At 70.5% G+C, this 21,626-nt stretch carries 21 protein-coding genes; 7 read left to right on the top strand and 14 right to left on the bottom strand.

All coding sequences use genetic code 11. From position 1 onward, the window contains the following. Nucleotides 1-39 precede the first annotated feature (39 nt). Genes upp through AACG61_RS07400 form a run of 5 tightly spaced genes read right to left on the bottom strand, consistent with a single transcriptional unit; the run spans nt 40 to nt 4,469 of the window. Nucleotides 40-669 carry a uracil phosphoribosyltransferase gene (gene upp / locus AACG61_RS07420; protein ID WP_411839362.1) on the bottom strand — a complete coding sequence of 210 codons (630 nt, stop codon included), beginning with the start codon at nt 667-669 and terminating at the stop codon, nt 40-42. Next, the gene (locus AACG61_RS07415) at nt 669-1,634 is read right to left on the bottom strand and encodes an adenosine deaminase (RefSeq protein WP_411839475.1); all 966 of its coding nucleotides are present in this window, start codon (nt 1,632-1,634) and stop codon (nt 669-671) included. Before AACG61_RS07415 ends, upp begins: the two co-directional genes overlap by 1 nt. Further along, nucleotides 1,625-2,803, bottom strand: a complete 1,179-nt coding sequence (locus AACG61_RS07410) for a phosphopentomutase (protein ID WP_411839361.1) — start codon at nt 2,801-2,803, stop codon at nt 1,625-1,627. Before AACG61_RS07410 ends, AACG61_RS07415 begins: the two co-directional genes overlap by 10 nt. Beyond that, nucleotides 2,800-4,080 carry a thymidine phosphorylase gene (locus AACG61_RS07405; RefSeq protein ID WP_411839360.1) on the bottom strand — a complete coding sequence of 427 codons (1,281 nt, stop codon included), beginning with the start codon at nt 4,078-4,080 and terminating at the stop codon, nt 2,800-2,802. The genes AACG61_RS07410 and AACG61_RS07405 overlap by 4 nt, the downstream gene beginning before the upstream one ends. Further along, nucleotides 4,077-4,469: a cytidine deaminase gene (locus tag AACG61_RS07400; protein ID WP_411839359.1), complete on the bottom strand. Its 393-nt coding sequence runs from the start codon at nt 4,467-4,469 to the stop codon at nt 4,077-4,079. The genes AACG61_RS07405 and AACG61_RS07400 overlap by 4 nt, the downstream gene beginning before the upstream one ends. A 149-nt stretch (nt 4,470-4,618) precedes the next feature. On the opposite strand from AACG61_RS07400, the gene AACG61_RS07395 reads away from it, so the two are divergent. Both AACG61_RS07395 and AACG61_RS07390 read left to right on the top strand, forming a co-directional pair. After that, nucleotides 4,619-6,898: an NADP-dependent malic enzyme gene (locus AACG61_RS07395; protein ID WP_411839358.1), complete on the top strand. Its 2,280-nt coding sequence runs from the start codon at nt 4,619-4,621 to the stop codon at nt 6,896-6,898. 177 nt (nt 6,899-7,075) lie between these two features. After that, on the top strand, nt 7,076-8,971 hold the full coding sequence (locus tag AACG61_RS07390; protein ID WP_411839357.1) for a propionyl-CoA synthetase: 1,896 nt from the start codon (nt 7,076-7,078) through the stop codon (nt 8,969-8,971). Between the two features lie 64 nt (nt 8,972-9,035). Here AACG61_RS07390 and aroA read toward each other — a convergent pair whose 3' ends face one another. Then, nucleotides 9,036-10,367, bottom strand: a complete 1,332-nt coding sequence (gene aroA, locus AACG61_RS07385) for a 3-phosphoshikimate 1-carboxyvinyltransferase (RefSeq protein WP_411839356.1) — start codon at nt 10,365-10,367, stop codon at nt 9,036-9,038. Nucleotides 10,368-10,502: 135 nt separating this feature from the next. Here aroA and AACG61_RS07380 point away from each other — a divergent pair, with 135 nt between their 5' ends. Further along, on the top strand, nt 10,503-11,186 hold the full coding sequence (locus tag AACG61_RS07380; protein WP_411839355.1) for a DNA alkylation repair protein: 684 nt from the start codon (nt 10,503-10,505) through the stop codon (nt 11,184-11,186). Here the strand turns inward: AACG61_RS07380 and AACG61_RS07375 are convergent. After that, on the bottom strand, nt 11,174-11,659 hold the full coding sequence (locus AACG61_RS07375; RefSeq protein WP_411839354.1) for a hypothetical protein: 486 nt from the start codon (nt 11,657-11,659) through the stop codon (nt 11,174-11,176). The two genes, AACG61_RS07380 and AACG61_RS07375, sit on opposite strands and share 13 nt — an antisense overlap. A gap of 117 nt (nt 11,660-11,776) precedes the next feature. On the opposite strand from AACG61_RS07375, the gene moaA reads away from it, so the two are divergent. Next, nucleotides 11,777-12,784, top strand: coding sequence for a GTP 3',8-cyclase MoaA (gene moaA / locus AACG61_RS07370; protein WP_411839353.1), 1,008 nt, complete (start codon nt 11,777-11,779; stop codon nt 12,782-12,784). A 64-nt stretch (nt 12,785-12,848) separates the two neighbouring features. On the opposite strand, the gene ispG is transcribed toward moaA, so the two are convergent. The 5 genes from ispG to AACG61_RS07345 all read right to left on the bottom strand — a co-directional run bounded on the left by ispG (nt 12,849) and on the right by AACG61_RS07345 (nt 16,691). After that, the gene (gene ispG, locus AACG61_RS07365) at nt 12,849-13,970 is read right to left on the bottom strand and encodes a flavodoxin-dependent (E)-4-hydroxy-3-methylbut-2-enyl-diphosphate synthase (RefSeq protein WP_411839352.1); all 1,122 of its coding nucleotides are present in this window, start codon (nt 13,968-13,970) and stop codon (nt 12,849-12,851) included. A gap of 80 nt (nt 13,971-14,050) precedes the next feature. Beyond that, the gene (locus tag AACG61_RS07360) at nt 14,051-14,710 is read right to left on the bottom strand and encodes a thiamine diphosphokinase (protein WP_411839351.1); all 660 of its coding nucleotides are present in this window, start codon (nt 14,708-14,710) and stop codon (nt 14,051-14,053) included. Further along, on the bottom strand, nt 14,707-14,916 hold the full coding sequence (locus AACG61_RS07355; RefSeq protein WP_411839350.1) for a DUF2842 domain-containing protein: 210 nt from the start codon (nt 14,914-14,916) through the stop codon (nt 14,707-14,709). The genes AACG61_RS07360 and AACG61_RS07355 overlap by 4 nt, the downstream gene beginning before the upstream one ends. Before the next feature lie 87 nt (nt 14,917-15,003). Beyond that, on the bottom strand, nt 15,004-16,296 hold the full coding sequence (locus AACG61_RS07350) for an adenylosuccinate synthase (RefSeq protein ID WP_411839349.1): 1,293 nt from the start codon (nt 16,294-16,296) through the stop codon (nt 15,004-15,006). 161 nt (nt 16,297-16,457) lie between these two features. Continuing rightward, nucleotides 16,458-16,691, bottom strand: coding sequence for a SlyX family protein (locus tag AACG61_RS07345; protein WP_411839348.1), 234 nt, complete (start codon nt 16,689-16,691; stop codon nt 16,458-16,460). Between the two features lie 58 nt (nt 16,692-16,749). Here AACG61_RS07345 and hisS point away from each other — a divergent pair, with 58 nt between their 5' ends. Genes hisS through hisG form a run of 3 tightly spaced genes read left to right on the top strand, consistent with a single transcriptional unit; the run spans nt 16,750 to nt 19,972 of the window. Beyond that, complete coding sequence (hisS, locus tag AACG61_RS07340) at nt 16,750-18,231, top strand: histidine--tRNA ligase (RefSeq protein WP_411839347.1); 1,482 nt, start codon at nt 16,750-16,752, stop codon at nt 18,229-18,231. Continuing rightward, the gene (locus tag AACG61_RS07335) at nt 18,228-19,298 is read left to right on the top strand and encodes an ATP phosphoribosyltransferase regulatory subunit (RefSeq protein ID WP_411839346.1); all 1,071 of its coding nucleotides are present in this window, start codon (nt 18,228-18,230) and stop codon (nt 19,296-19,298) included. Before hisS ends, AACG61_RS07335 begins: the two co-directional genes overlap by 4 nt. Then, nucleotides 19,295-19,972: an ATP phosphoribosyltransferase gene (gene hisG / locus AACG61_RS07330; RefSeq protein WP_411839345.1), complete on the top strand. Its 678-nt coding sequence runs from the start codon at nt 19,295-19,297 to the stop codon at nt 19,970-19,972. Before AACG61_RS07335 ends, hisG begins: the two co-directional genes overlap by 4 nt. On the opposite strand, the gene AACG61_RS07325 is transcribed toward hisG, so the two are convergent. Together AACG61_RS07325 and AACG61_RS07320 are read right to left on the bottom strand one after the other, a co-directional pair. Further along, a complete protein-coding gene (locus AACG61_RS07325; RefSeq protein WP_411839344.1) occupies nt 19,969-20,874 on the bottom strand; it encodes a nickel/cobalt transporter in 906 nt (301 codons plus the stop codon). The genes hisG and AACG61_RS07325 overlap by 4 nt on opposite strands. Beyond that, the gene (locus tag AACG61_RS07320; protein WP_411839343.1) at nt 20,871-21,539 is read right to left on the bottom strand and encodes a DUF1007 family protein; all 669 of its coding nucleotides are present in this window, start codon (nt 21,537-21,539) and stop codon (nt 20,871-20,873) included. The genes AACG61_RS07325 and AACG61_RS07320 overlap by 4 nt, the downstream gene beginning before the upstream one ends. Nucleotides 21,540-21,626 lie beyond the last annotated feature (87 nt).

The following is a 21,626-nucleotide window of genomic DNA, read 5'->3' as shown; positions in this document are numbered from 1 at the left end:
AAGCTAGCGCAGAACCCTGAAGGGGCGGTTAACGCAGGCCTATTTCGTGCCGAACATCCGGTCGCCCGCATCGCCCAGGCCCGGCACGATATAGCCGTGATCGTCCAGCCGTTCGTCCAGCGCGGCGGTGAAGATCGGCACGTCCGGATGCGCCTCGCGCATGCGCGCGACGCCTTCGGGCGCGGCCAGCAGGCACAGGAAGCGCATGTTGACCGCACCGCGCGCCTTCAGCATGTCCAGCGCCGCGACCGAGGAGTTGCCGGTGGCCAGCATCGGATCGACCACGATCGTCATGCGCGCATCCAGTTCGCGCGGCACCTTGCAGTAGTATTCGACCGGCTTCAGCGTCTCGGGGTCGCGGTAGAGGCCCACGAAACCCACCCGCGCGCCGGGAATCAGCTCCAGGATGCCGTCCATCAGCCCGTTCCCGGCCCGCAGGATCGAGATCAGCGCAAGCTTCTTGCCCTCCAGCGTGGGGGCCTCCATCTCGCACATGGGCGTCTCGATGCGCATGGTGGTCAGTTCCAGCTCGCGCGTGACCTCATAGGCCAAGAGCAGGCTGATCTCGCGCAGCAGGCGCCGGAACCCGGCGGTCGAGACGTCCTTCTGGCGCAGGATCGACAGCTTGTGCTGGACCAGCGGGTGATCGACGACGGTAAGATGTTGCATCAGGCGAATTCCTTTCTCAGCCGCTCGCGGGTCGGCTCATCGCAGAAGGCCGCGTCGGCGGCCCAGAGGTTGATCTGTCGGAACTCGGTATCGCCCCAGCCAAAGGTGGTGGCAAGCCGATCGTATTCGGCCCGCATCGTGGTGTGGAAGAAGGGCGGATCGTCGGTGGAGACCGTGACCCGCACCCCCGCATCGGCCAGCCGCGCGATGGGATGCGCGCCCCAGGACGGATAGACCCCGAGCGCCACGTTCGACCCCGGACAGACCTCCAGCGTGATGCCGCGCTCGACCAGATCGCGGACCAGGCCCTGGTCCTCCACCGCGCGCACGCCGTGGCCGATGCGCGTGCAGCCCAAGGCCAGCGCGTCGCGGATGCTGTCCGGGCCGCCCCATTCGCCCGCGTGGCAGGTCAGGCCCAGCCCGGCCTCGGCCGCGCAGTCGAAGCTCCAGGCGTAATCGGTGGCGCGACCCACCTGCTCGGCCCCGCCCATGCCGAAGCCGGTGATCCAGCCGCCTGCCGTCTCGGCCGCGCAGATCGCGGTCCTGCGCGCGCGGTCCGCGCCGAAATGGCGGATGGCGGTGACGATGCCGCGGCTGTCGATGCCCTGCGCGCGGGCGGCATCCGCGACCTCGGTCATCGCCGCCAGATGGTCGCGCCAGGCGGACAGATCCGCGCCGCCGCAGAATTCGGGCGAGACGAACAGCTCGGCATAGATCACGCCCTCCTCGGCGCAGCGTTCCAGCACCTCGGCCAGCAGGCGGGCATAGTCGCGCGGGCCGGTGATGACGCTGGTCGCGGCCTCGTAGCAGCGCAGGAAGCCCTCGAACCCGTCATAGGCGTAATGGCCGCGTTCGTCGAAGACCCCGGACAGGTCGGCGCGCTTTTCCTGCGCCAGGGCGCGGATGAAGGCGGGCGGGGCGGCCCCTTCGAGATGCAGATGCAGTTCGATCTTCTTCATAGGAATGACGTTCCGTGATCAGGGGCCGGCAGGCCCAGATGCGCCAGGATCGACGCGCCGATATCGCTGAATCCCACCTGCCCCACCGCGCGCGGCCCCAGGCCCCAGCCCAGCACCGGCGCGCGTTCGCGGGTGTGGTCGGTGCCGGTCCAGGACGGGTCGTTGCCGTGATCGGCGGTGAAGATCGCCAGATCGCCGGGCGACAGCTGCGCCAGGAAGCGCCCCGCCACGCCGTCGAACCACTCCAGCTGGCCCGCATAGCCCGGAATGTCGCGCCGATGGCCGAAATTCGTGTCGAATTCGACGAAATTGGCGAAGGTCAGGCTGCCCGGTTCGGCCTCTACGCCAAGGCGGATCAGATGCTCGGCCAGGGCCGCGTCATCGGCGCCCTTGTGCAGCTGGGTGATGCCGCGATGGCTGAAGATGTCGCCGATCTTGCCCACGCCATGGGTGATGCGGCCTGCCGCCTGCGCGATGTCCAGGATGGTGCGCCCCGGCGGCGCGATGGCAAAGTCGCGCCGGTATCCGGTGCGGCGGAAATCGCCGGGCTGGCCGACGAAGGGCCGCGCGATGACGCGCCCCACGCGCATGGCATGCAGCATCGGCGCCAGGTCGCGGCAGAGCGCGATCAGCCGGTCGCGGCCGAAGACCTCCTCATGCGCGGCGATCTGCAGCACGCTGTCGGCGGAGGTGTAGCAGATGGGCCAGCCCGTCCGCATGTGCTCGGCCCCGAAATCGTCGATGACCTGGGTGCCCGAGGCATGGGTGTTGGCCAGCGTGCCGTCGGTGCCCGCCAGATCGCGGATGCGGGCCAGCACCTCGGGCGGCAAGGCCGGGTCGGTGTCGGGGAAATAGGTCCAGTCCCAGGGGACCGGCACGCAGGCGATCTCCCAATGCCCCGAAGGCGTGTCCTTGCCGCGCGACGTCTCGGTCGCCGCGCCCCAGAGGCCCTGCGGCGTGGCGGTCAGCCCGCGCGGCTCGATCCCCGAGGCCAGCCGCAGTGCCGCGCCCAGGCCCAGCCCGTCCAGAACAGGCATGGACAGGGGCCGCGCGGCGTCGATATGGCCCACGGTGTTCGCGCCCGTATCGGGGCGGCCATCATTGAAGAAGGCGTGCGCATCGGGCGCGCCGCCGATGCCCACGCTGTCCATGACGATCAGGAAGGCGCGACTCATGGTGCGATCCGGTCGCGGATCAGGGACCCGGGCGCGCCATCGCCCAGGGCATAGGCCGCCTGCACCGCGGCCACCGCCACCTGCGCGGCGGTGTCGTCGGCGGCATGGACCATGGCCAGCGGCGCGCCTTCGCCCACCGCATCGCCCAGCTTGGCCAGCCGGTCGAGGCCCACGCGCGGGTCGATCGCCTCGCCCGCGCGGACCCGGCCGCCGCCAAGCGCCAGCACCGCATGGCCAAGCGCGGTCACGTCGATGCGCCCCACCCGGCCTTCGGGCGCGGGGACGGGCACGATGACGGGGGCGCGGGCCAGATGTGCCTCGGGGCGGTCGATCAGGTCGCGCGGGCCGCCCTGGGACGCGACCATGCGGCCGAAGATCTCGGCCGCGGCGCCGCTGTCCAGCGTGGCCTCCAGCCCCTCGGCCGGGCGTCCGGCCAGCGCCAGGCATTCGGCGGCCAGCGCCAGGGTCAGCTCGCGCAGCGCACCGGGCTCGCCCTGCAGGCAGCGGATGGCCTCAAGCACCTCCAGCGCGTTGCCCGCGCTGCGCGCCAGGGGCTGGTCCATGTCGGTGATGAAGGCGGTGGTGCGGCAGCCCGCGCCGTTCGCGGTCTCGACCAGGGCCTGGGCCAGGCGCTGCGCGCTGTCGGGCTTCTTCAGGATCGCACCCGAGCCGGATTTCACATCCAGCACCAGCGCGTCCAGCCCCGCCGCCAGCTTCTTCGACAGGATCGAGGCGGTGATCAGGTCGATCGATTCGACCGTCCCCGATTCGTCGCGGATCGCGTAAAGCCTGCGGTCGGCGGGGGCCACGTCGCCCGTGGCCGAGACGATCGCGCAGCCGACCTGGCGCACGATGCGGCGCAGCTCCTCCTCCGGCTGGTCGCAGAGATAACCCGGAATCGCCTCCAGCTTGTCCAGCGTGCCGCCGGTATGCCCCAGGCCCCGCCCCGAGATCATCGGCACGAAACAGCCTCGCGCGGCCAGCAGCGGTGCCAGCACCAGCGACACGGTATCGCCGATACCCCCGGTCGAATGCTTGTCCACCACCGGCCCCGGCAGGTCCCATTGCAGCACATGCCCCGAATCGCGCATCGCGCGCGTCAGCGCGACGCGACCCGCTTGCCCCGTGCCCCGCGTCAGCACCGCCATGGCGAAGGCCCCCGCCTGCGCGTCGCTGACCGACCCGTCGGCCAGCCCCTGCGCGATCAGCGCGGCGCCGGGCCCGTCCAGGCCGCGCCCGTCGCGGATCGCGGCGATCACCGGGCGCGGATCGGTCATGTGCGCGCCATGTGGCCCGCGTCGAAGCGGCCGGGCAGCAGATCGCCGATGGTGGTGTGCATTTGCGCCCCGTCGGTGGTGGCCAGCAGGACCGGCACGTCGCCCGCGCCGAATTCGGCCAGCTTCTGCCGGCAGCCGCCGCAGGGGGGCACGGGGGTCGGGCTGTCGGCGATGACGGCGACCTCGATCAGCTGCGTCTCTCCGGCGGCGACCATGGCGGCGATGGCCCCGGCCTCGGCGCAGGTGCCCTCGGGATAGGCCACGTTCTCGACATTGCAGCCGCGATAGATGGTGCCCGAGGCCCCGCGGATGGCCGCGCCGACCTTGAACTTCGAATAGGGCACATAGGCCCGCTCGCGCACGTCGCGCGCCGCATCCAACAGAGACATGATCCGGGTCTTTCCTTCGTGATCGTTGCCGTCAATCTGCGCGCGCCGGCGGTCTTGTGCAAGTCACGGCGCCGCGCGCAGAAGCCCGCTGTTCCCCGGCGTCAGATTGGTTTAACGGTAAACCAATTCCGAAACTTGAGGGGCGAGAGATGGAAGACCGCAGGCAGGACAGCGCCAGACAGGCCGCACTGGATTATCACGAATTCCCGCGTCCGGGTAAGCTGGAGATCCGCGCGACCAAGCCCATGGCCAACGGCCGCGACCTGGCCCGCGCCTATTCGCCCGGCGTGGCCGAGGCCTGCCTGGAGATCAAGGCCGATCCCTCGACCGCCGCGCGCTATACAACCAAGGGCAACCTGGTGGCCGTCATCTCGAACGGCACGGCCGTCCTGGGCCTGGGCAATATCGGCGCGCTGGCCTCCAAGCCGGTGATGGAGGGCAAGGCGGTCCTGTTCAAGAAATTCGCCAATATCGACTGCTTCGACATCGAGGTGAACGAGCCCGACCCCGTCAAGCTGGCCGAGATCGTCTGCGCGCTGGAGCCGACCTTCGGCGCGGTGAACCTGGAGGACATCAAGGCCCCCGACTGCTTCATCGTCGAGGAGATCTGCCGCGAGCGGATGAACATCCCGGTCTTTCATGACGACCAGCACGGCACCGCCATCGTGGTGGGCGCGGCCGCAACCAATGCGCTGCGCATCGCCGGCAAGCGGTTCGAGGACATCAGGATCGTGTCCACCGGCGGCGGGGCGGCGGGCATCGCCTGCCTGAACATGCTGCTGAAGCTGGGCGTCAAGCGCGAGAACGTGTGGCTCTGCGACATCCACGGCCTGGTCCATGAGGGCCGCGAAGTGGACATGAACCCGCAGAAGGCCGCCTATGCCCAGGCCAGCGACAAGCGGACCCTGGCCGAGGTCATCGACGGCGCCGACCTGTTCCTGGGCCTGTCCGGTCCCGGCGTCCTGACCCCCGAGATGGTCGGCCGCATGGCCCCGCGCCCGATCATCTTCGCGCTGGCGAACCCCAACCCCGAGATCGACCCCGAGGCCGCCCGCGCCATCGCCCCCGACGCGATCATCGCCACGGGCCGCAGCGACTTTCCGAACCAGGTCAACAACGTCCTGTGCTTCCCCTTCATCTTCCGCGGCGCGCTGGACGTAGGCGCGACCACGATCAACGACGAGATGAAGATCGCCTGCATCGAGGGCATCGCGGCCCTTGCCCGCGCGACCACCGCCGCCGAGGCCGCCGCCGCCTATCGCGGCGAGACGCTGACTTTCGGCCCGGACTATCTGATCCCCAAGCCCTTCGATCCGCGCCTGATGGGCGTCGTCTCCAGCGCCGTCGCCCGCGCCGCGATGGAGACGGGCGTGGCCACCCGCCCGCTGGAGGACATCGCGGCCTACAAGCAGAAGCTGGACGGCTCGGTCTTCCGGTCTGCGCTGATCATGCGCCCGGTCTTCGAGGCCGCGGCCACCGTCACCCGCCGCATCGTCTTCGCCGAGGGCGAGGATGAGCGCGTCCTGCGCGCCGCCAACGCCATGCTGGAGGAGACCACCGACGTGCCGATCCTGATCGGCCGCCCGGACGTCATCGCCATGCGCGCCGAACGCGCGGGCCTGCCCATCCGCCCCGAGCGCGACTTCGAGATCGTGAACCCCGAGAACGACCCGCGCTATCGCGATTACTGGGAGACCTATCACGGGCTGATGGCCCGGCGCGGGGTCAGCCCGGACATCGCCCGCGCGATCATGCGCACCAACACCACCGCCATCGGCGCGGTCATGGTGCATCGGGACGAGGCCGACAGCCTGATCTGCGGCACCTTCGGGCAATACAGCTGGCACCTGCAATATGTCCGCCAGATCCTGGCCCAGGGCGGGCTGCACCCGGTCGGCGCCCTGTCCATGATCATCCTGGAGGACGGCCCGCTGTTCATCGCGGACACGCAGTGCCACAACGACCCCACTCCGCAGCAGGTGATGGAGACGGTGATGGGCGCCGCGCGCCATGTCCGCCGCTTCGGCCTGACGCCCAAGATCGCGCTGTGCAGCCATTCGCAGTTCGGCAACACCGACAGCCCCTCGGGGCGCAAGATGCGCGAGGCGCTGGCCCTGCTGGACGCGCGCGAGCCGGACTTCATGTATGACGGAGAGATGCATGTGGACGCGGCGCTGGACCCCGAGCTGCGCGAGCGGATCTTCCCCGGATCGCGGCTGCAGGGCGTGGCCAACGTGCTGGTCTTTGCCGGCACGGACGCGGCATCGGGCGTCAGGAACGCGCTGAAGATGCGCGCCCAGGGCCTGGAGGTCGGGCCGATCCTGATGGGCATGGGCAACCGCGCGCATATCGTGACGCCCTCGATCACCACGCGGGGGCTCCTGAACATGTCGGTGCTGGCCGGGACGCCGGTCACGCATTACGGCTGATTCGCCCATCGCTTTGCAAATGCTGCGGCGCCGCAAACCCCGTGTTTGCGGCGCCGTCCGTTTTGCAAACGAGGGGCGGAGATTATTGCTAATCCTGCCCCGCATCGGACGCTAACACTGTTGCGCGAAGCCCCCAGCCCTGCGTAACAATCCCTCATCTTCTGGGAGGGAGGGGCCATGTCCTATCATCAGCTTTACGCCCGCTGGCGCGACGACCCCGAGGCGTTCTGGGCCGAGGCCGCCACGGCGATCGATTGGGACCGCCCGGCCAGCCGCGCCTTCTTCGATCAGGGACCGGCGGGCGAGTGGTTCGCGGACGGCATGGTCAATGCCTGCTGGAACGCCATCGACCGCCATGTCGCGGCGGGTCACGGCGACCGGATCGCGGTCATCCATGACAGCCCGATGACCGGCAGCACCAGCCGCCTGACCTATGCCCAGCTGCAGGACCGGGTGGCGCGCCTGGCGGGCGTGCTGGTCGCGCGCGGCATCGGCAAGGGCGACCGGGTCATCATCTACATGCCGATGATCCCCGAGGCGCTGCAGGCGATGCTGGCCTGCGCGCGGATCGGCGCGATCCATTCCGTGGTCTTCGGCGGTTTCGCCGCCCATGAGCTGGCTGTGCGCATCGACGACGCGCGGCCCCGCGCGATCATCGCCGCCAGCTGCGGGCTGGAGCCGGGGCGCGTCGTGCCCTACAAGCCGCTGATGGACCGCGCCATCGACGAGGCCGCGCACAAGCCCGACCTCACCATCGTGTTCCAGCGCCCCGAATGCACGGCCGACATGGTCGCGGGACGCGATCTGGACTGGCAGGAGGCCGTGGCTGCTGCCGCGCCCGCCGACTGCGTGCCGGTCGAGGGGAACCATCCGGCCTACATCCTCTACACCTCCGGGACGACGGGTCAGCCCAAGGGCGTGGTCCGCCACACCGCCGGGCATCTGGTGGCCCTGGCCTGGAGCGTGCCGAACATCTTCGGCATCGGGGCGGGCGACGTCTTCTGGGTCGCCTCCGACGTGGGCTGGGTCGTGGGCCACAGCTACATCGTCTATGGGCCCCTAATCGCGGGGGCCACCACGGTGATCTTCGAGGGCAAGCCCGTAGGCACCCCCGATGCGGGCACCTTCTGGCGGGTGATCGCGGATCACAGGGTCAAGTCCTTCTTCACCGCGCCCACCGCCATCCGCGCCGTCAAGCGCGAGGACCCCGAGGGCGCGCTGGTCGCACGCCACGACCTGTCCTCGCTCAAGGCGCTGTTCCTGGCCGGAGAGCGCGCCGACCCCGACACCGTCACCTGGGCCGAGGATCGCCTGAAGGTTCCGGTGATCGACCATTGGTGGCAGACCGAGACCGGCTGGCCCATCGCCGCGAACCCCCTGGGCGTCGGGCTGCTGCCCGTGCGCAAGGGCAGCCCCACCGTGCCGATGCCCGGCTATGACGTGCAGGTCCTGGACGAGGCCGGCCATCCGGTCGCGCCCGGCACGCTTGGCGCCATCGCGATCCGCCTGCCCCTGCCGCCCGGCACGCTGCCCACGCTGTGGAACGCCGAGGCGCGGTTCCGCCGCGCCTATCTAGAGCATTTCCCCGGCTATTACGAGACCGGCGATGCGGGCTATGTCGATGCGGACGGCTATGTCTGGATCATGGCGCGCACCGACGACGTGATCAACGTGGCGGGCCACCGCCTCTCCACTGGCGCGATGGAGGAGGTCCTGGCCAGCCATCCGGCGGTCGCCGAATGCGCCGTGATCGGGGTGGCGGATGCGCTGAAGGGACAGGCGCCCCTGGGCCTTCTGTGCCTGAAGAAGGGCGTGACGGCCGACCCTGCGGACATCACCGCCGAGGTGGTGCGGATGGTCCGCGACCGGATCGGACCCGTCGCGGCCTTCAAGACCGCCTGCGTGGTGGATCGGCTGCCCAAGACGCGATCGGGCAAGATCCTCCGCGCGACCATGGCCAAGATCGCGGATGGAGAGGCGGTCAAGGCGCCCGCCACCATCGACGACCCCGCGATCCTGGACGAGATCCGGGGCGCGCTGGCCGGGGTCGGCTATCCCGTCGGGGCGGCGTAGGGGGGCGCTGCCCCCCATCCCGTTCCGGGATTCCCCCCGGGATATTTTTCTGAAGAAGAAGGGCTCAGTCCAGGCTGGCCCCGAGGCGCGTCATCAGCGGCACGAAATCCGGGAAGGAGGTCGTGATCGGGCCTGCATCGTCGATCTGCACCGGGCTTTCGGTCGCGAGGCCCAGGACCAGGAAGCTCATGGCGATGCGGTGGTCCAAATGGGTGACGGCCCGTCCGCCGCCCGGCACGCGGGTCATGCCGTGGACGGTCATGCTGCCGGGCGTGTCCTCGACCTCGACCCCATTGGCGCGCAGGCCGACCGCCATCGCGTCGATGCGGTCGCTTTCCTTGACGCGCAGTTCCGCCACGCCGTTCATCACGGTGGCTCCTTCGGCGAAGCTGGCGATGACCGACAGGATCGGGAATTCGTCGATCATGCTGGCCGCGCGATCCGCAGGCACCGTCACGCCCTTCAGCGCGCTGTGGCGGACCAGCAGGTCGGCCACCGGCTCTCCGCCCTCCTCCCGCGGGTTCTCGAAGGTGATGTCGGCGCCCATCTCCAGCAGCGTGACATAGAGCCCGTCGCGGGTCGGGTTGCGGCTGACGCCGGGCACGCGGATCTCGGAGCCGGGCACGATCAGCGCAGCCGCAACCGGGAAGGCGGCGCTGGAGGGGTCGCGCGGCACGGCGACGGGCTGGGGGCGCAGCTCGGGGCGGCCGGTCAGGGTGATGCGATGGCCTTCGGGCGTGGTCTCGGTCCGGATCTGCGCGCCAAAGCCCGCCAGCATGCGTTCGGAATGATCGCGCGTGGGTTCGGCCTCGATCACCACCGTCTCCCCCGGCGCGTTCAGCCCGGCCAGCAGGATCGCCGACTTGATCTGCGCGCTGGCGACCGGGGTGCGGTAGGTGACCGGCACCGGATCGGCCGAGCCTTCGACGGTGATCGGCAGCCGCCCGCCCTCGCGCGCCGTGATCTGTGCGCCGAACAGCGCCAGTGGGTCGGTGACCCGCGCCATCGGGCGGCGCGACAGGCTGGCATCGCCCGTGAAAGTGACCGCGATGGGCGTGGTCGCGACCGCGCCCATGATCAGCCGGACCCCGGTGCCGGAATTGCCGCAATCGATCACCTCGGAGGGCTCCGAGAAGCCGCCCACGCCCACCCCATGCACCGACCAGTCGCCGGGACCGTGCTGGATCACCGTCGCGCCAAGCGCCTGCATCGCGCGGCCCGTGTCCAGCACGTCCTGGCCCTCCAGAAGGCCGGTGATGCGCGTCTCGCCCACCGCCATCGCGCCCAGGATCAGGGCGCGGTGGCTGATCGACTTGTCGCCCGGCACGCGCGCCTCGCCCCGCAGGGGGCCGCCGCGGCGGGAGGTCATGGGACGGGGTTCGGCGGAATGCGACATGGGCGTGACCTTTTGCTTTTGCGGGGTCTTTTAGCCCGCGCAGGCGCGCGCTTCCACCACGATCTTGGGCCGCGGGGCGTCTTGAGGCAGGACGACCGCTGGCCTAGAAGGGGGGCTGCATCACAGGAGATCCCCATGCAGGAGCTGGACCGGCTGCGCGCCCTGGCCGACCCCGACCGCGCGGCCCGCGCCGCCGCCCGCCACAAGACCGGGCGCGAGACGCTTGGCCTGACCCCCGCCGCCATCGACGAGATCGCGGCCGAATGGCGCGCGGCGCATGAGCCCGAGGCCCGCACCGCCCTGGCCCGCGCCCTCTGGGACAGCAATGTCCACGATGCGCGTCTGGTCGCGGCGCGGCTGCTGGTGCAGGCGCGGATGCAGCCCGACGACGCGGCCTGGGAGGCGATCCTGGACTGGGCCGATGAGATCGACGGGGCCGAGATCGGCGATGCGGTCATGTCCGCGGCCGGCCGCCGCCTGATGGCCGATCCCGCGCGGCTGGACCGCATCGCGCCCTGGGCCGCGTCGCGCAACCCGTGGCTGCGCCGGGGTCTGCTGACCGCGACCCTGCCCTGGGCCAAGATGAACAACCCCAAGCCCGACGATCTGGCCATCCGCGAGCGGGTGCTGGACCTGGCGCTGCGGCTGGCGGCGGACCGCAACGGCGCGGTGCGCCAGGCCGCGCAGACCTGGGCGCGCGATCTGGCCAAGCGCGACCCCGACCGGATCGCCGCCTGGCACGCGGCCGTGGCCGAGGCCGCGCGGGTAGCGGAGCCGCACCCGGAGGCCGACCCCGCGCCCGACGATCAGGAGCGGTAGATCTCCAGCGTCGGCAGCGCCGTCAGCGGCACGCCCAAGAGTTGCAGCGCGGGCAGCGAGACCTGGCTGCCGGTGCCGCCGCCGGTCAGGGGGCGCAGCTCGACCTTGGCCGACTTGCCCGTGGCCGGGTTGACGATGCGCCCTTGGGCGGGCGCGTCGACCAGCGGCGTCTTAACCCAGAACCCGCCCTCGGCCGGGTTGCCCAGTGAGGCCACTGTGGTGCCGAGGCGCTCCTCTGCCGCGGCGGGCGCCTGTGCCGCGGCGGCGCGCTGTTCGGGCGTCGTGGTGTCCAGCTGCGCGGGTGTGGCACGGGCCGCGGGGCGCGGCGCGGGCGCGCGCGTCACCTCCGTCGCGGCCGAGGTCTGCGCGGCCGTGGCGGCCGGCCGTTCGGTCCGGGTGGTGGTGCCGGCCATCTGGCTGCATCCGGCAAGGGCCAGTCCAAATCCAAGAATGGCGAATGGTGTCAGGCGCATCGACGTCTCCTTCGAAAGGCTTTTGCACAGGAGTGGCACGCCCCGTGCGCGCCGTCCACCGCCGCGCGCCGACATGTCCGGCTTGTGAGCGGGGATCGCCGCGCCTAGATAGAGGGAATGACCCAGCACGCCCCGCTCATCGACCCCTTCGCCCGGCCCATCACCTACCTGCGGGTGTCGGTCACGGACCGCTGCGACTTCCGCTGCGTCTATTGCATGGCCGAGCACATGCAGTTCCTGCCCAAGGCCGACCTGCTGACGCTGGAGGAGCTGGACCGCCTCTGCACCGCCTTCGTGGGTCTGGGCGTGCGCAAGCTGCGCATCACCGGCGGAGAGCCGCTGGTCCGGCGCGGGATCATGGGCTTCATGCGCAATGTCGCGCGCCATCTGGGCGACAGCCTTGATGAGCTGACCCTGACCACCAACGGCAGCCAGCTGGCCCGTCATGCCGCGGAGCTGGCCGAGATCGGGGTGCGGCGCGTGAACGTGTCGCTGGACACGCTGAACGCCGACCGCTTCGCCACGATCACCCGGTGGGGGCGCCTGCCGCAGGTGCTGGAGGGCATCCGCGCCGCCAGTGCCGCGAGCCTCAGGGTCAAGATCAACGCCGTCGCGCTCAAGGGCGTGAACGACGCCGAGCTGTTCGACATGGTCCGATGGTGCGGCGACGAGGGCCACGACCTGACCTTCATCGAGGTCATGCCCATGGGCGATCTGGGCGAGGAGGACCGGCTGGACCAGTACTGGCCGCTGTCGGACCTGCGCGCGCGCCTGGCGGAACGCTTCACCCTGATCGACCTGGCCGAACGCACCGGCGGCCCCGCCCGCTATGTCCGTCTGGCCCAGACCGGGCAGAAGATCGGCTTCATCACCCCGCTCACCCACAATTTCTGCGAAAGCTGCAACCGCGTCCGCGTCACCTGCACCGGAGAGCTGTTCATGTGCCTGGGCCAGGAGGACAATGCCGACCTCCGCGCGCCGCTCCGCGCCAGCCCCGACGACACGGCGCTGCGCGAGACGATCCGCGCCGCCATCGCGCGCAAACCCAAGGGTCACGACTTCGACTATTCCCGTCAGGCCGTCGCGGGCCAGATGACCCGCCACATGAGCCATACGGGCGGCTGACGGTCAGGTGCCGGGCGGGGGGTCCGGGGGGCGCGAGCGCCCCCGGCCACCGCGGGACGCAAGATTACTCCGCCGCCTCCGCTGCGCGGGCCAGCGTCTCGGCGCGCTCCTCGACCAGCTGCACGATATGGTCGATCATCTGGTCGTTCGACATCTTGTGGCTCTGCTTGCCGGCCATGTAGACCATGCCCGACCCCGCCCCGCCGCCGGTGAAGCCCAGATCGGTCATCAGCGCCTCGCCCGGCCCGTTCACCACGCAGCCGATGATCGAAAGCGACATCGGCGTCTTGATGTGTTCCAGCCGCTGCTCCAGCGCCTCGACGGTGCGGATCACGTCGAACCCCTGCCGCGCGCAGCTGGGGCAGCTGATGATCTGCACGCCCCGCGTCCGCAGCCCCAGGGATTTCAGGATCTCGAAGCCGACCTTGACCTCCTGCACGGGATCGGCCGACAGGCTGACGCGGATCGTGTCGCCGATGCCCATCCACAGCAGGTTGCCCAGCCCGATCGCCGATTTCACCGTGCCGCCGACAAAGCCGCCCGCCTCGGTGATGCCCAGATGGATCGGCGCGTCGGTGGCCTCCGACAGCTGCTGATAGGCCGCCGCCGACAGGAACACGTCGCTGGCCTTCACGCTGATCTTGAACTCGTGGAAGTCGTTGTCCTGCAGGATCTTGATGTGATCCAGCCCCGATTCGACCATCGCATCCGGGCAGGGCTCGCCGTATTTCTCCAGCAGGTGCTTCTCCAGCGACCCCGCGTTCACCCCGATGCGGATCGAACAGCCGTGATCCTTCGCGGCCTTGATGACCTCGCGCACGCGGCTCTCGTCGCCGATGTTGCCGGGGTTGATGCGCAGGCAGGCCGCGCCCGCCTCGGCCGCCTCGATGGCGCGCTTGTAGTGGAAATGGATGTCGGCCACGATCGGCACCGGGCTCTCGCGACAGATCTCGCGCAGCGCGCGGGTCGTCTCCTGGTCCGGGGCGCTGATGCGGACGATGTCGGCGCCGGCCTCGGCGCAGGCGATCACCTGGTCCAGCGTGGCGCGCACATCATGGCCGTTGGTGTTGGTCATCGTCTGCACGCTGATCGGGGCGTCGCCGCCCACGGGGACGTTGCCCACCATGATCTGGCGCGACTTGCGGCGCTCGATGTTGCGCCAGGGACGGATCGGGTTCAGCGACATGGGAAGCCTCCGGGGGTTCGCTCCATCAGATAAGCCATAGGGCCCGGCGCGACAACCGCCCCCGCGCCGCAGCCCGCCCCTCAGGCCCCGCGCAATGCCGTGATCGCGGTGCCCAGGCAGTCGCGGGGCAGCATCAGCAGCATCGGCCCCTCCATCCGCAACGTCACCAGCCCGCTGGCCCGGTTCGAGGTCCCGATCCGCCCGCCCGTGGCGAAATCGATGCCGTCGATGGGCCAGTCCAGCCCCTGGCTCGTGCCCCGCGCCGGCCCCATGGGAAACAGCGACACGCGCGTGCCGGGCATCAAGGGCAGGGTCAGGCGCGGCGGACAGGCCAGGATCACGTCCTCGGCCGCGATCATCACCACGCGCGGCGCGCCGGGCCGCACCAGCAGGCTCAGCGCCGCCAGCGTGTGATCCAGCCGCCGTCCGGCAAAGCCCACGGCCAGGACCAGCGGCGCCTCGATCCGCTCCAGGCACTTTCCGAAATCGGTGCTGTCCTGCTCGGCGACGCCGATGACCCGCTCGCGCGGGATCAGCCGCCGCGCGGGGTCCGAGATGCTGTCCAGATCGCCGATCACCCAATCGGGCGGCTGCCCCAGCTCCAGCGCGCGATCCGCGCCCCCGTCCGCCGCGACCAGGACCGGCGCGACGGCCAGGGCCGCCTCCAGGTCCGCGCCCGCCACGTCACCCCCGCCGATGACGGTGACGCCGCGCGCATCGCGGACCGGCCGGTCGCTCACCCCTTGCCCACGCCCCGGAAGACGCGCTTGAAGGGCATCGCCCAGAGGATGCCCAGCACGATATAGATCACGAGCTCGATCCAGATCGGCTGGCGGCCATAGGTCGCATCCAGCCAGTTCATGATCGTCACCGCCGCCACGACGTAAAGCGGCATCCCGACCACCAGGATCAGGATCGACAGACGCTTGCGGGTCTTAAGTTCCATGCGGTCACGGCCTTTCCGGGGCGGGGCGCGCGAAGGCCCCAGGGGGTGCGGGGGACAGGATGTCCCCCGCACCGTCGCGGGACGCCATCAGTCGGCAAAGGGGTCGGTCACCAGGATCGTGTCGTCGCGTTCCGGGCTGGTCGACAGCATCGCGACCGGGCACTGGATCAGCTCCTCGACGCGGCGCACATACTTGATGGCCGCTGCGGGCAGCTCGGCCCAGCTGCGGGCGCCGGCGGTCGATTCCTGCCAGCCCTCCATCTCTTCATAGATCGGCGTGACCTTGGCCTGCAGCGCCGCGGCGGTTGGCAGGTAATCGTAGCGGACCCCGTCGATCTCATAGCCCACGCAGATCTTCAGCGTCTCGAACCCGTCCAGCACGTCCAGCTTGGTCAGCGCGATGCCGTTCACGCCGCTGATCGCGCAGGTCTGACGCACCAGCACCGCGTCGAACCAGCCGCAGCGGCGCTTCCTGCCCGTGACGGTGCCGAACTCGTGGCCCCGCTCGCCCAAGCGCTGGCCGTCGGCATCCTCCAGCTCGGTCGGGAAGGGGCCTTCGCCCACGCGGGTCGTATAGGCCTTGACGATGCCCAGCACGAAACCGATCGCACCCGGCCCCATGCCCGTTCCGCTGGCCGCTGCCCCCGAGGTCGTGGTCGACGACGTCACATAAGGATAGGTGCCGAAGTCGATGTCCAGAAGCGAGCCCTGCGCGCCCTCGAACAGGATGCGCTTTCCGGCCTTGCGGGCATCGGCCATGATCTTCCAGACGGGCTGGGCGAAGGGCAGCAGCTTCGGCGCGACCTCCATCAGCTTGGCCTTCAGCTCGGCACGGTCGATGGGCGTGGCGCCCAGACCCGCGCGCAGCGCGTCGTGATGGGCCAGCAGGCGGTCCAGGCGCGCGTCCAGCGTCTCCTCGTCGGCCAGGTCCGCCACGCGGATCGTGCGGCGGCCGACCTTGTCCTCGTAGGCCGGGCCGATGCCGCGGCCGGTGGTGCCGATCTTGGCCTTGCCGGCCGCCTCCTCGCGCAGCTTGTCCAGGTCCTGGTGCAGCGGCAGGATCAGCGGCGTGTTCTCGGCGATCATCAGGTTCTCGGTCGAGATGGCGACGCCCTGGCCCGCCAGCTTGTCGATCTCGGAGAACAGCGCCCAGGGGTCCAGCACGACGCCGTTGCCGATCACGGCAAGCTTGTTCTCTCGCACGATGCCCGAGGGCAGCAGCGACAGCTTGAATACCTTGTCGCCGATGACCAGCGTGTGGCCGGCATTGTGACCGCCCTGGAAGCGCGCGATGACATCGGCGCGTTCCGAGAGCCAGTCGACGATCTTGCCCTTGCCCTCGTCGCCCCACTGGGCTCCGACAACCACAACATTGGCCATGAGCGATCCTTTTCGTTGTCCGATGTTCTTTTCGCCCCGGCATTAACGCATCGGAGGCGGCGGGGAAAGCCGCTTTGTCCGGGCCTTGCCAGGGGCGATGGCCGGGGGCGCTTCGCCCCCCGGACCCCCAGAGGATATTTTTAGTGAAGAAGAAGCGGGCCTTACCAGTGCGGCGGGCGTTGATCGGCCAGAGCGACGCTGCCGGGGGCGTCGGCTTGGCGTTCGGCCTCAGCCAGGGTCAGGCGTTCGACGCGGGCGGTCAGGCGGGACAGGTCGCGGTCCTGGCGGGCGATGACCTCGGACAGGTCCTCGGTCAGGCGGGTCAGGTGGGCCACCGTCTCCTCCAGCGCGCACAGGCGGGTGTCCTGATCGCCGCGTTCCTGATCCTTGTCCATGTCGTCACCTTCCGTTACAGCGGCGCCTGAATATGGGCCCGAAAAGGCGATTGATACCATGGCAAAAGACAAGAAGCAGCCCCGCCCCAAGGCCGAGACGCCCAAGGGGTTCCGCGATTACTTCGGCGCCGACGTGACCGAGCGTCGCGACATGCTGGACCGCATTGCCGCCATCTATCATCGCCACGGTTTCGACCCGCTGGAGACCAGCGCGGTCGAGACCGTCGAGGCCTTGGGCAAGTTCCTGCCCGATGTGGACCGCCCCAACGCCGGCGTCTTCGCCTGGCAGGAGGAGGCGGTTCCCGGCGGCGGCACGGCAGGCGACTGGCTGGCGCTGCGCTATGACCTGACCGCGCCCCTGGCCCGCGTCGCGGCGCAGTATCGCAACGATTTGCCCAGCCCCTATCGGCGCTATGCGATGGGCCCGGTCTGGCGCAACGAGAAGCCGGGTCCGGGCCGGTTTCGGCAGTTCTATCAATGCGATGCGGACACGGTCGGGTCGGCGTCGGTCGCGGCGGATGCCGAGATCTGCGGCATGCTGGCCGATGCGCTGGAGGGCGTCGGCATCGCGCGCGGCGACTATCTGGTGCGGATCAACAACCGCAAGGTCCTGAACGGCGTGCTGGAGGCGGCCGAGGTCCGCGAGGATCAGGCCGAGGACGTGCTGCGCCAGATCGACAAGTTCGACAAGGTGGGCCGCGAGGGCGTCCTGGCCCTGCTGACCACGGGCCGCCTGGACGACAGCGGCGCGCGCATCGACGGCGTGGGCCTGTCCGAGGGCCAGGCCGCCCCGGTCCTGGCCTTCCTGGAGGCCAAGGGCGCGGACAATGCCGCGACGCTGGACAACCTGGCCGGGGCGGTCGGCGCATCGGCCATCGGGGCCGAGGGCGTGGACGAGCTGCGCCAGATCGCGGCGATGCTGGCCGCGATGGGCGTGGCCGAGGATCGCGCGGTCATCGACCCCTCGGTCGTGCGGGGCCTGGGCTATTACACCGGCCCGGTCTTCGAGGCCGAGCTGACCTTCGAGATCCTGGACGAGAAGGGCCGCAAGCGGCAGTTCGGATCGGTCGCGGGCGGCGGGCGCTATGACGGGCTGGTCGAACGGTTCACCGGCCAGAAGGTCCCCGCGACGGGCGTCAGCATCGGCGTGGACCGCCTGCTGGCCGCCTTGCGCGCAAAGGGCCTGGCCGGGGCCGACACCGCGGGGCCGGTCGTCGTGACCGTCATGGATCGCGACCGGATGGCCGACTATCAGGCCATGGCCGCCGATCTGCGCGCCGCGGGCATCCGGGCCGAGGTCTATCTGGGCAACCCCAAGAACTTCGGCAACCAGCTGAAATACGCCGACAAGCGCGGCGCGCCGGTGGCGGTCATCCAGGGCGCGGACGAGGCGGCGCGCGGCGTCGTGCAGGTCAAGGACCTCATCCTGGGCGCGAAGATCGCGGCCGAAGCCTCTGTCGAGGAATGGAAATCCCAGCCTGCCCAGACCGAGGTCGCGGTCGCGGACCTGGTCGCCGAAGTGCGGCGCATCCTGTCATGATCCCCAAGCAGGCCAAACAGGCGGTGGGCCAGCGCCTGCTGTCGCGGTTCCGCGACGCGGGCGCCGAGGAGATCGCGCCGGACCTGCTGCTGCCGGCGGGCGACCTGCTGGATCTTTACGGCGAGGACATCCGCGCGCGCGCCTATGTCACCCAGGACCCGATCCGGGGCGAGATGATGCTGCGCCCCGACTTCACCGTCCCGGTGGTGCAGGCGCATATGTCGGGCGGGGCAGAGCCCGCCCGCTACTGCTATCTGGGCGAGGTCTTCCGCAAGCAGGACATGGGCGACACCCATCCCGCCAACCCGCGCGACACCGAATATCTGCAATGCGGGTTCGAGCTGTTCACCCGTGACCCGGATGCCGATGCCGAGGTCTTTGCGCTGTTCCACGACGCGCTGGCGCCCCACGCGCTGCGGGCCGAGACGGGCGACATGAGCCTGCTTCTGGACGCGGTGCGCGGCCTGCCCCTGCCGCCCGCGCGGGCGGAGGCGCTGATGCACCACATCTGGCGTCCCGGGCGCTTTGCCCGGCTGCTGGATCGCTTCTCCCGCCCGACCCTGGCGCGCAGCCCGGTGCAGACGGACGCGCCCTGGGCGGGCCTGCGCCACGAGGCCGAGATGGTGCGCCGCATCGCCCGGCTGAACGCGGATGCGGCGGTGGCGCCCCTGCCCCCGGTCTGGTCCGAACGGCTGGATCGCCTGTTCACCCTGCGCGCCCCGGTCCCCGAGGCGCTGCCCGCGCTGCAGGCGCTGGCCCGCGACATGCCCGCCATCGTGCCCGCTGTGACGCGCATCGCGGCGCGGATGGACGCCATCGCCCGGCGCGGCATCAACCTGGGCCATGTGACCTTCGACGCCAGCCACGGGCGCACGACGCTGGAATATTACGACGGCTTCACCTTCAGCTTCCTGGCCGAGGGTGCGGGGCGCGCGGGCTGGCCGCCGGTCGCCTCGGGCGGGCGCTATGACGCGCTGACGCGGGTGCTGGGACGTGGACGCGAGATCCCGGCCGTGGGCGGGATCATCCGTCCGGGCCTGGTGGCCGAACTGGAGGCGCAGGCATGATCCGGCTTGGGGTGCCGTCCAAGGGACGGCTGATGGAGCAGACGTTCGAGTGGTTCGCGGACCGGGGCGTGCGCCTGTCGCGCGCAGGCTCGGACCGCGAATATGCGGGCCGGGTCGAGGGGGTCGAGGGTGTGTCGCTGGTGCTGCTCTCGGCCGGAGAGATCCCGCGCGAACTGGCCGCGGGACGGATCGAGCTGGGCGTGACCGGCACCGATCTGGTGCGCGAGAAGCTGGCCGGATGGCGCGATCTGGTGACCGAGGTCGCACCGATGGGCTTCGGCCACGCGGACCTGATCCTGGCCGTTCCCGCCTGCTGGCAGGACTGCCGCGATCTGGACGACCTGGCCGCCATCGCCCGCGACTTCCGCGCCGAACACGGCTTCCGGCTGCGCATCGCCACCAAGTATCACCGCCTGGTACGGGCCTGGCTGGCAGCCCATGAGGTCGCCGACTATCAGCTGGTCGACAGCCAGGGCGCGACCGAGGGCACGGTCGCCAACCAGACCGCCGAGGCCATCGCCGACATCACCTCCTCGGGCGAGACGCTGCGCGCCAACAACCTGCGCATCCTGGAGGAGGAGCCGATCCTGCGCTCTCAGGCGACGCTGTTCGCGGCACGCGCGGCGATGGGTCTGCAGATGACGGCCCTGCTGGCCCGCCTGATCCCCGCCTAGGGCAGCAGCACCGCGACCGAGATCGCGGCGATCAGCAGGCCCGCGCCCAGCTGCAGGCTGCCCGGCAGCCAGCGCCCGGCCCGCGCGAAGGGCCCGCTCTGCGGCATCAGCGCAAAGCTGCCCCGGCGCGCCCAGACCGCCAGCCCGGCCACCGCGACGGTGACGACCGCGGTGCCCAGCCCCATGGCCAGCGCGCCCAGGATGCCCATGGGAAAGATCCCCATGCGCCAGGTCAGAATCAGCAGGAACAGCGCCCCGGTGCAGGGCCGCATCGCGACCCCCGCCACGACCAGCAGCCCATCCCGCAGCGAGCGCGTTTGCGCAAGCTGCTCGGGCGTCGGCCCATGCGCATGGCCGCAACCGCAGGCGTGATCGTGATGATGGTGGTGGTGATGCCCCGGCGCGGCGGCCTGAGCGCGCAGCATGGTGAGGCCCCGCCACGCCAGCCACAGCCCGACCATCGCGACCAGTGCGGTGCTGAACTGCACCATCGCGGTCTCCGACAGGTCGGTCAGCGTCTCGCGCCCCAGGTCCAAGACCGTGATGCCGCCCCAGACCAGCAGCACCGCCGTCACCGCCTGCGCCAGGGACGAGGCGATGGACAGCCCCGCCAGCCGCGCCAAGGGCACCTGCGCGCCGAAGCCGTAGCTGCCGATGATGATCTTACCGTGGCCCGGACCCGCCGCATGGGCCACCCCATAGGCGAAGCACAGCGCCATCAGCGACGCGACGGCACCCGGCTGACCCGCCCGCAGGGCGCGAAGCGCGCCCGCCATCGCGTTCTGGGTGGCGCGCTGCTGATCGGCGGCCCACCGTTCGATCCCGGCCAGGCCCCCGCCCCACCACAGCGCCAGAAGCGCCGCCGCGACGATCAGCCCGGTCAGGGCCAGCGCGCGCCTCATGCGCCCGGCCCGCAGGCAATGCGCGCCTCGTCGGCACCGGTCGCACCGATGTCGACGATCAGCAGCTCCTGATCGACGCTGGCGTCCTGATCCTCCTCCAGCGCGTCGGCCACGGCGCGCGCATAGGCATCGGCCGCCGCATAGGGATCGCCCATGCGCAGGTCCACGCGACACTCCGCGCCCTGGATCGCCGGCGGTTCGGGCAGGCTGAACTGGACGTAGTATTCTGGGTCATAGACCTGCACGCGCAGGGGCGCCTCCGCGCCCACCTCCTGCGCCACGGGGCGGACATGGCGCGAGACCAGCCGCCCGTCCTCATAGCGCGCGGAAAAGTCGCGGGGGCCCTCCAGCGCGACCGGCGCGCCGTCGACGCTGAGATAGAGCCGCCCGTCGAAGCCCGGCTCCCATTCCGCGTCGAAGCCCTGAAGGGCCGTCATCTCGGGTTCGGTCAGCACCCCGTCGCCATCGGGGTCGAGGCCCAGATCCTCGATGATCAGCAGCGAATAGAACTCGTCATAGGCCCATTCGACCGCCACCTCGCGCAGCGCGCCGCCATCGGCATAATCCAGCGACAGCGCCGCGTCGATGAACACATGCGGATGGGCCAGCGCGCCTTCGGGCAGGCTCAGCAGCAGGGCGGTGGCGGTTGCGGCACGCAGCGGCATGGGCGGAACACCTTGGCAAGGACGGCGCTTCCAGTTACCCGCACGCCACCCGTCATGCAAATCACCGCTTTGCCAGACGGGCGGAAA

It is taken from the genome of Paracoccus sp. ME4, assembly GCF_046736325.1.
Taxonomy (GTDB): domain Bacteria; phylum Pseudomonadota; class Alphaproteobacteria; order Rhodobacterales; family Rhodobacteraceae; genus Paracoccus.
Note: the sequence above shows the minus strand (reverse complement) of the source record. Positions and strands in the feature narration are given on the sequence as shown.

Excerpts from the sequence above, each read along its gene's own strand:
- upp (WP_411839362.1), bottom strand. The coding sequence starts at position 669 with ATGCAACATCTTACCGTCGTCGATCACCCGCTGGTCCAGCACAAGCTG.
- AACG61_RS07410 (WP_411839361.1), bottom strand. The coding sequence starts at position 2,803 with ATGAGTCGCGCCTTCCTGATCGTCATGGACAGCGTGGGCATCGGCGGC.
- AACG61_RS07405 (WP_411839360.1), bottom strand. The coding sequence starts at position 4,080 with ATGACCGATCCGCGCCCGGTGATCGCCGCGATCCGCGACGGGCGCGGC.
- AACG61_RS07400 (WP_411839359.1), bottom strand. The coding sequence starts at position 4,469 with ATGTCTCTGTTGGATGCGGCGCGCGACGTGCGCGAGCGGGCCTATGTG.
- AACG61_RS07395 (WP_411839358.1), top strand. The coding sequence starts at position 4,619 with ATGGAAGACCGCAGGCAGGACAGCGCCAGACAGGCCGCACTGGATTAT.
- AACG61_RS07390 (WP_411839357.1), top strand. The coding sequence starts at position 7,076 with ATGTCCTATCATCAGCTTTACGCCCGCTGGCGCGACGACCCCGAGGCG.
- aroA (WP_411839356.1), bottom strand. The coding sequence starts at position 10,367 with ATGTCGCATTCCGCCGAACCCCGTCCCATGACCTCCCGCCGCGGCGGC.
- AACG61_RS07380 (WP_411839355.1), top strand. The coding sequence starts at position 10,503 with ATGCAGGAGCTGGACCGGCTGCGCGCCCTGGCCGACCCCGACCGCGCG.
- AACG61_RS07375 (WP_411839354.1), bottom strand. The coding sequence starts at position 11,659 with ATGCGCCTGACACCATTCGCCATTCTTGGATTTGGACTGGCCCTTGCC.
- moaA (WP_411839353.1), top strand. The coding sequence starts at position 11,777 with ATGACCCAGCACGCCCCGCTCATCGACCCCTTCGCCCGGCCCATCACC.
- ispG (WP_411839352.1), bottom strand. The coding sequence starts at position 13,970 with ATGTCGCTGAACCCGATCCGTCCCTGGCGCAACATCGAGCGCCGCAAG.
- AACG61_RS07355 (WP_411839350.1), bottom strand. The coding sequence starts at position 14,916 with ATGGAACTTAAGACCCGCAAGCGTCTGTCGATCCTGATCCTGGTGGTC.
- AACG61_RS07350 (WP_411839349.1), bottom strand. The coding sequence starts at position 16,296 with ATGGCCAATGTTGTGGTTGTCGGAGCCCAGTGGGGCGACGAGGGCAAG.
- AACG61_RS07345 (WP_411839348.1), bottom strand. The coding sequence starts at position 16,691 with ATGGACAAGGATCAGGAACGCGGCGATCAGGACACCCGCCTGTGCGCG.
- hisS (WP_411839347.1), top strand. The coding sequence starts at position 16,750 with ATGGCAAAAGACAAGAAGCAGCCCCGCCCCAAGGCCGAGACGCCCAAG.
- AACG61_RS07335 (WP_411839346.1), top strand. The coding sequence starts at position 18,228 with ATGATCCCCAAGCAGGCCAAACAGGCGGTGGGCCAGCGCCTGCTGTCG.
- hisG (WP_411839345.1), top strand. The coding sequence starts at position 19,295 with ATGATCCGGCTTGGGGTGCCGTCCAAGGGACGGCTGATGGAGCAGACG.
- AACG61_RS07325 (WP_411839344.1), bottom strand. The coding sequence starts at position 20,874 with ATGAGGCGCGCGCTGGCCCTGACCGGGCTGATCGTCGCGGCGGCGCTT.
- AACG61_RS07320 (WP_411839343.1), bottom strand. The coding sequence starts at position 21,539 with ATGCCGCTGCGTGCCGCAACCGCCACCGCCCTGCTGCTGAGCCTGCCC.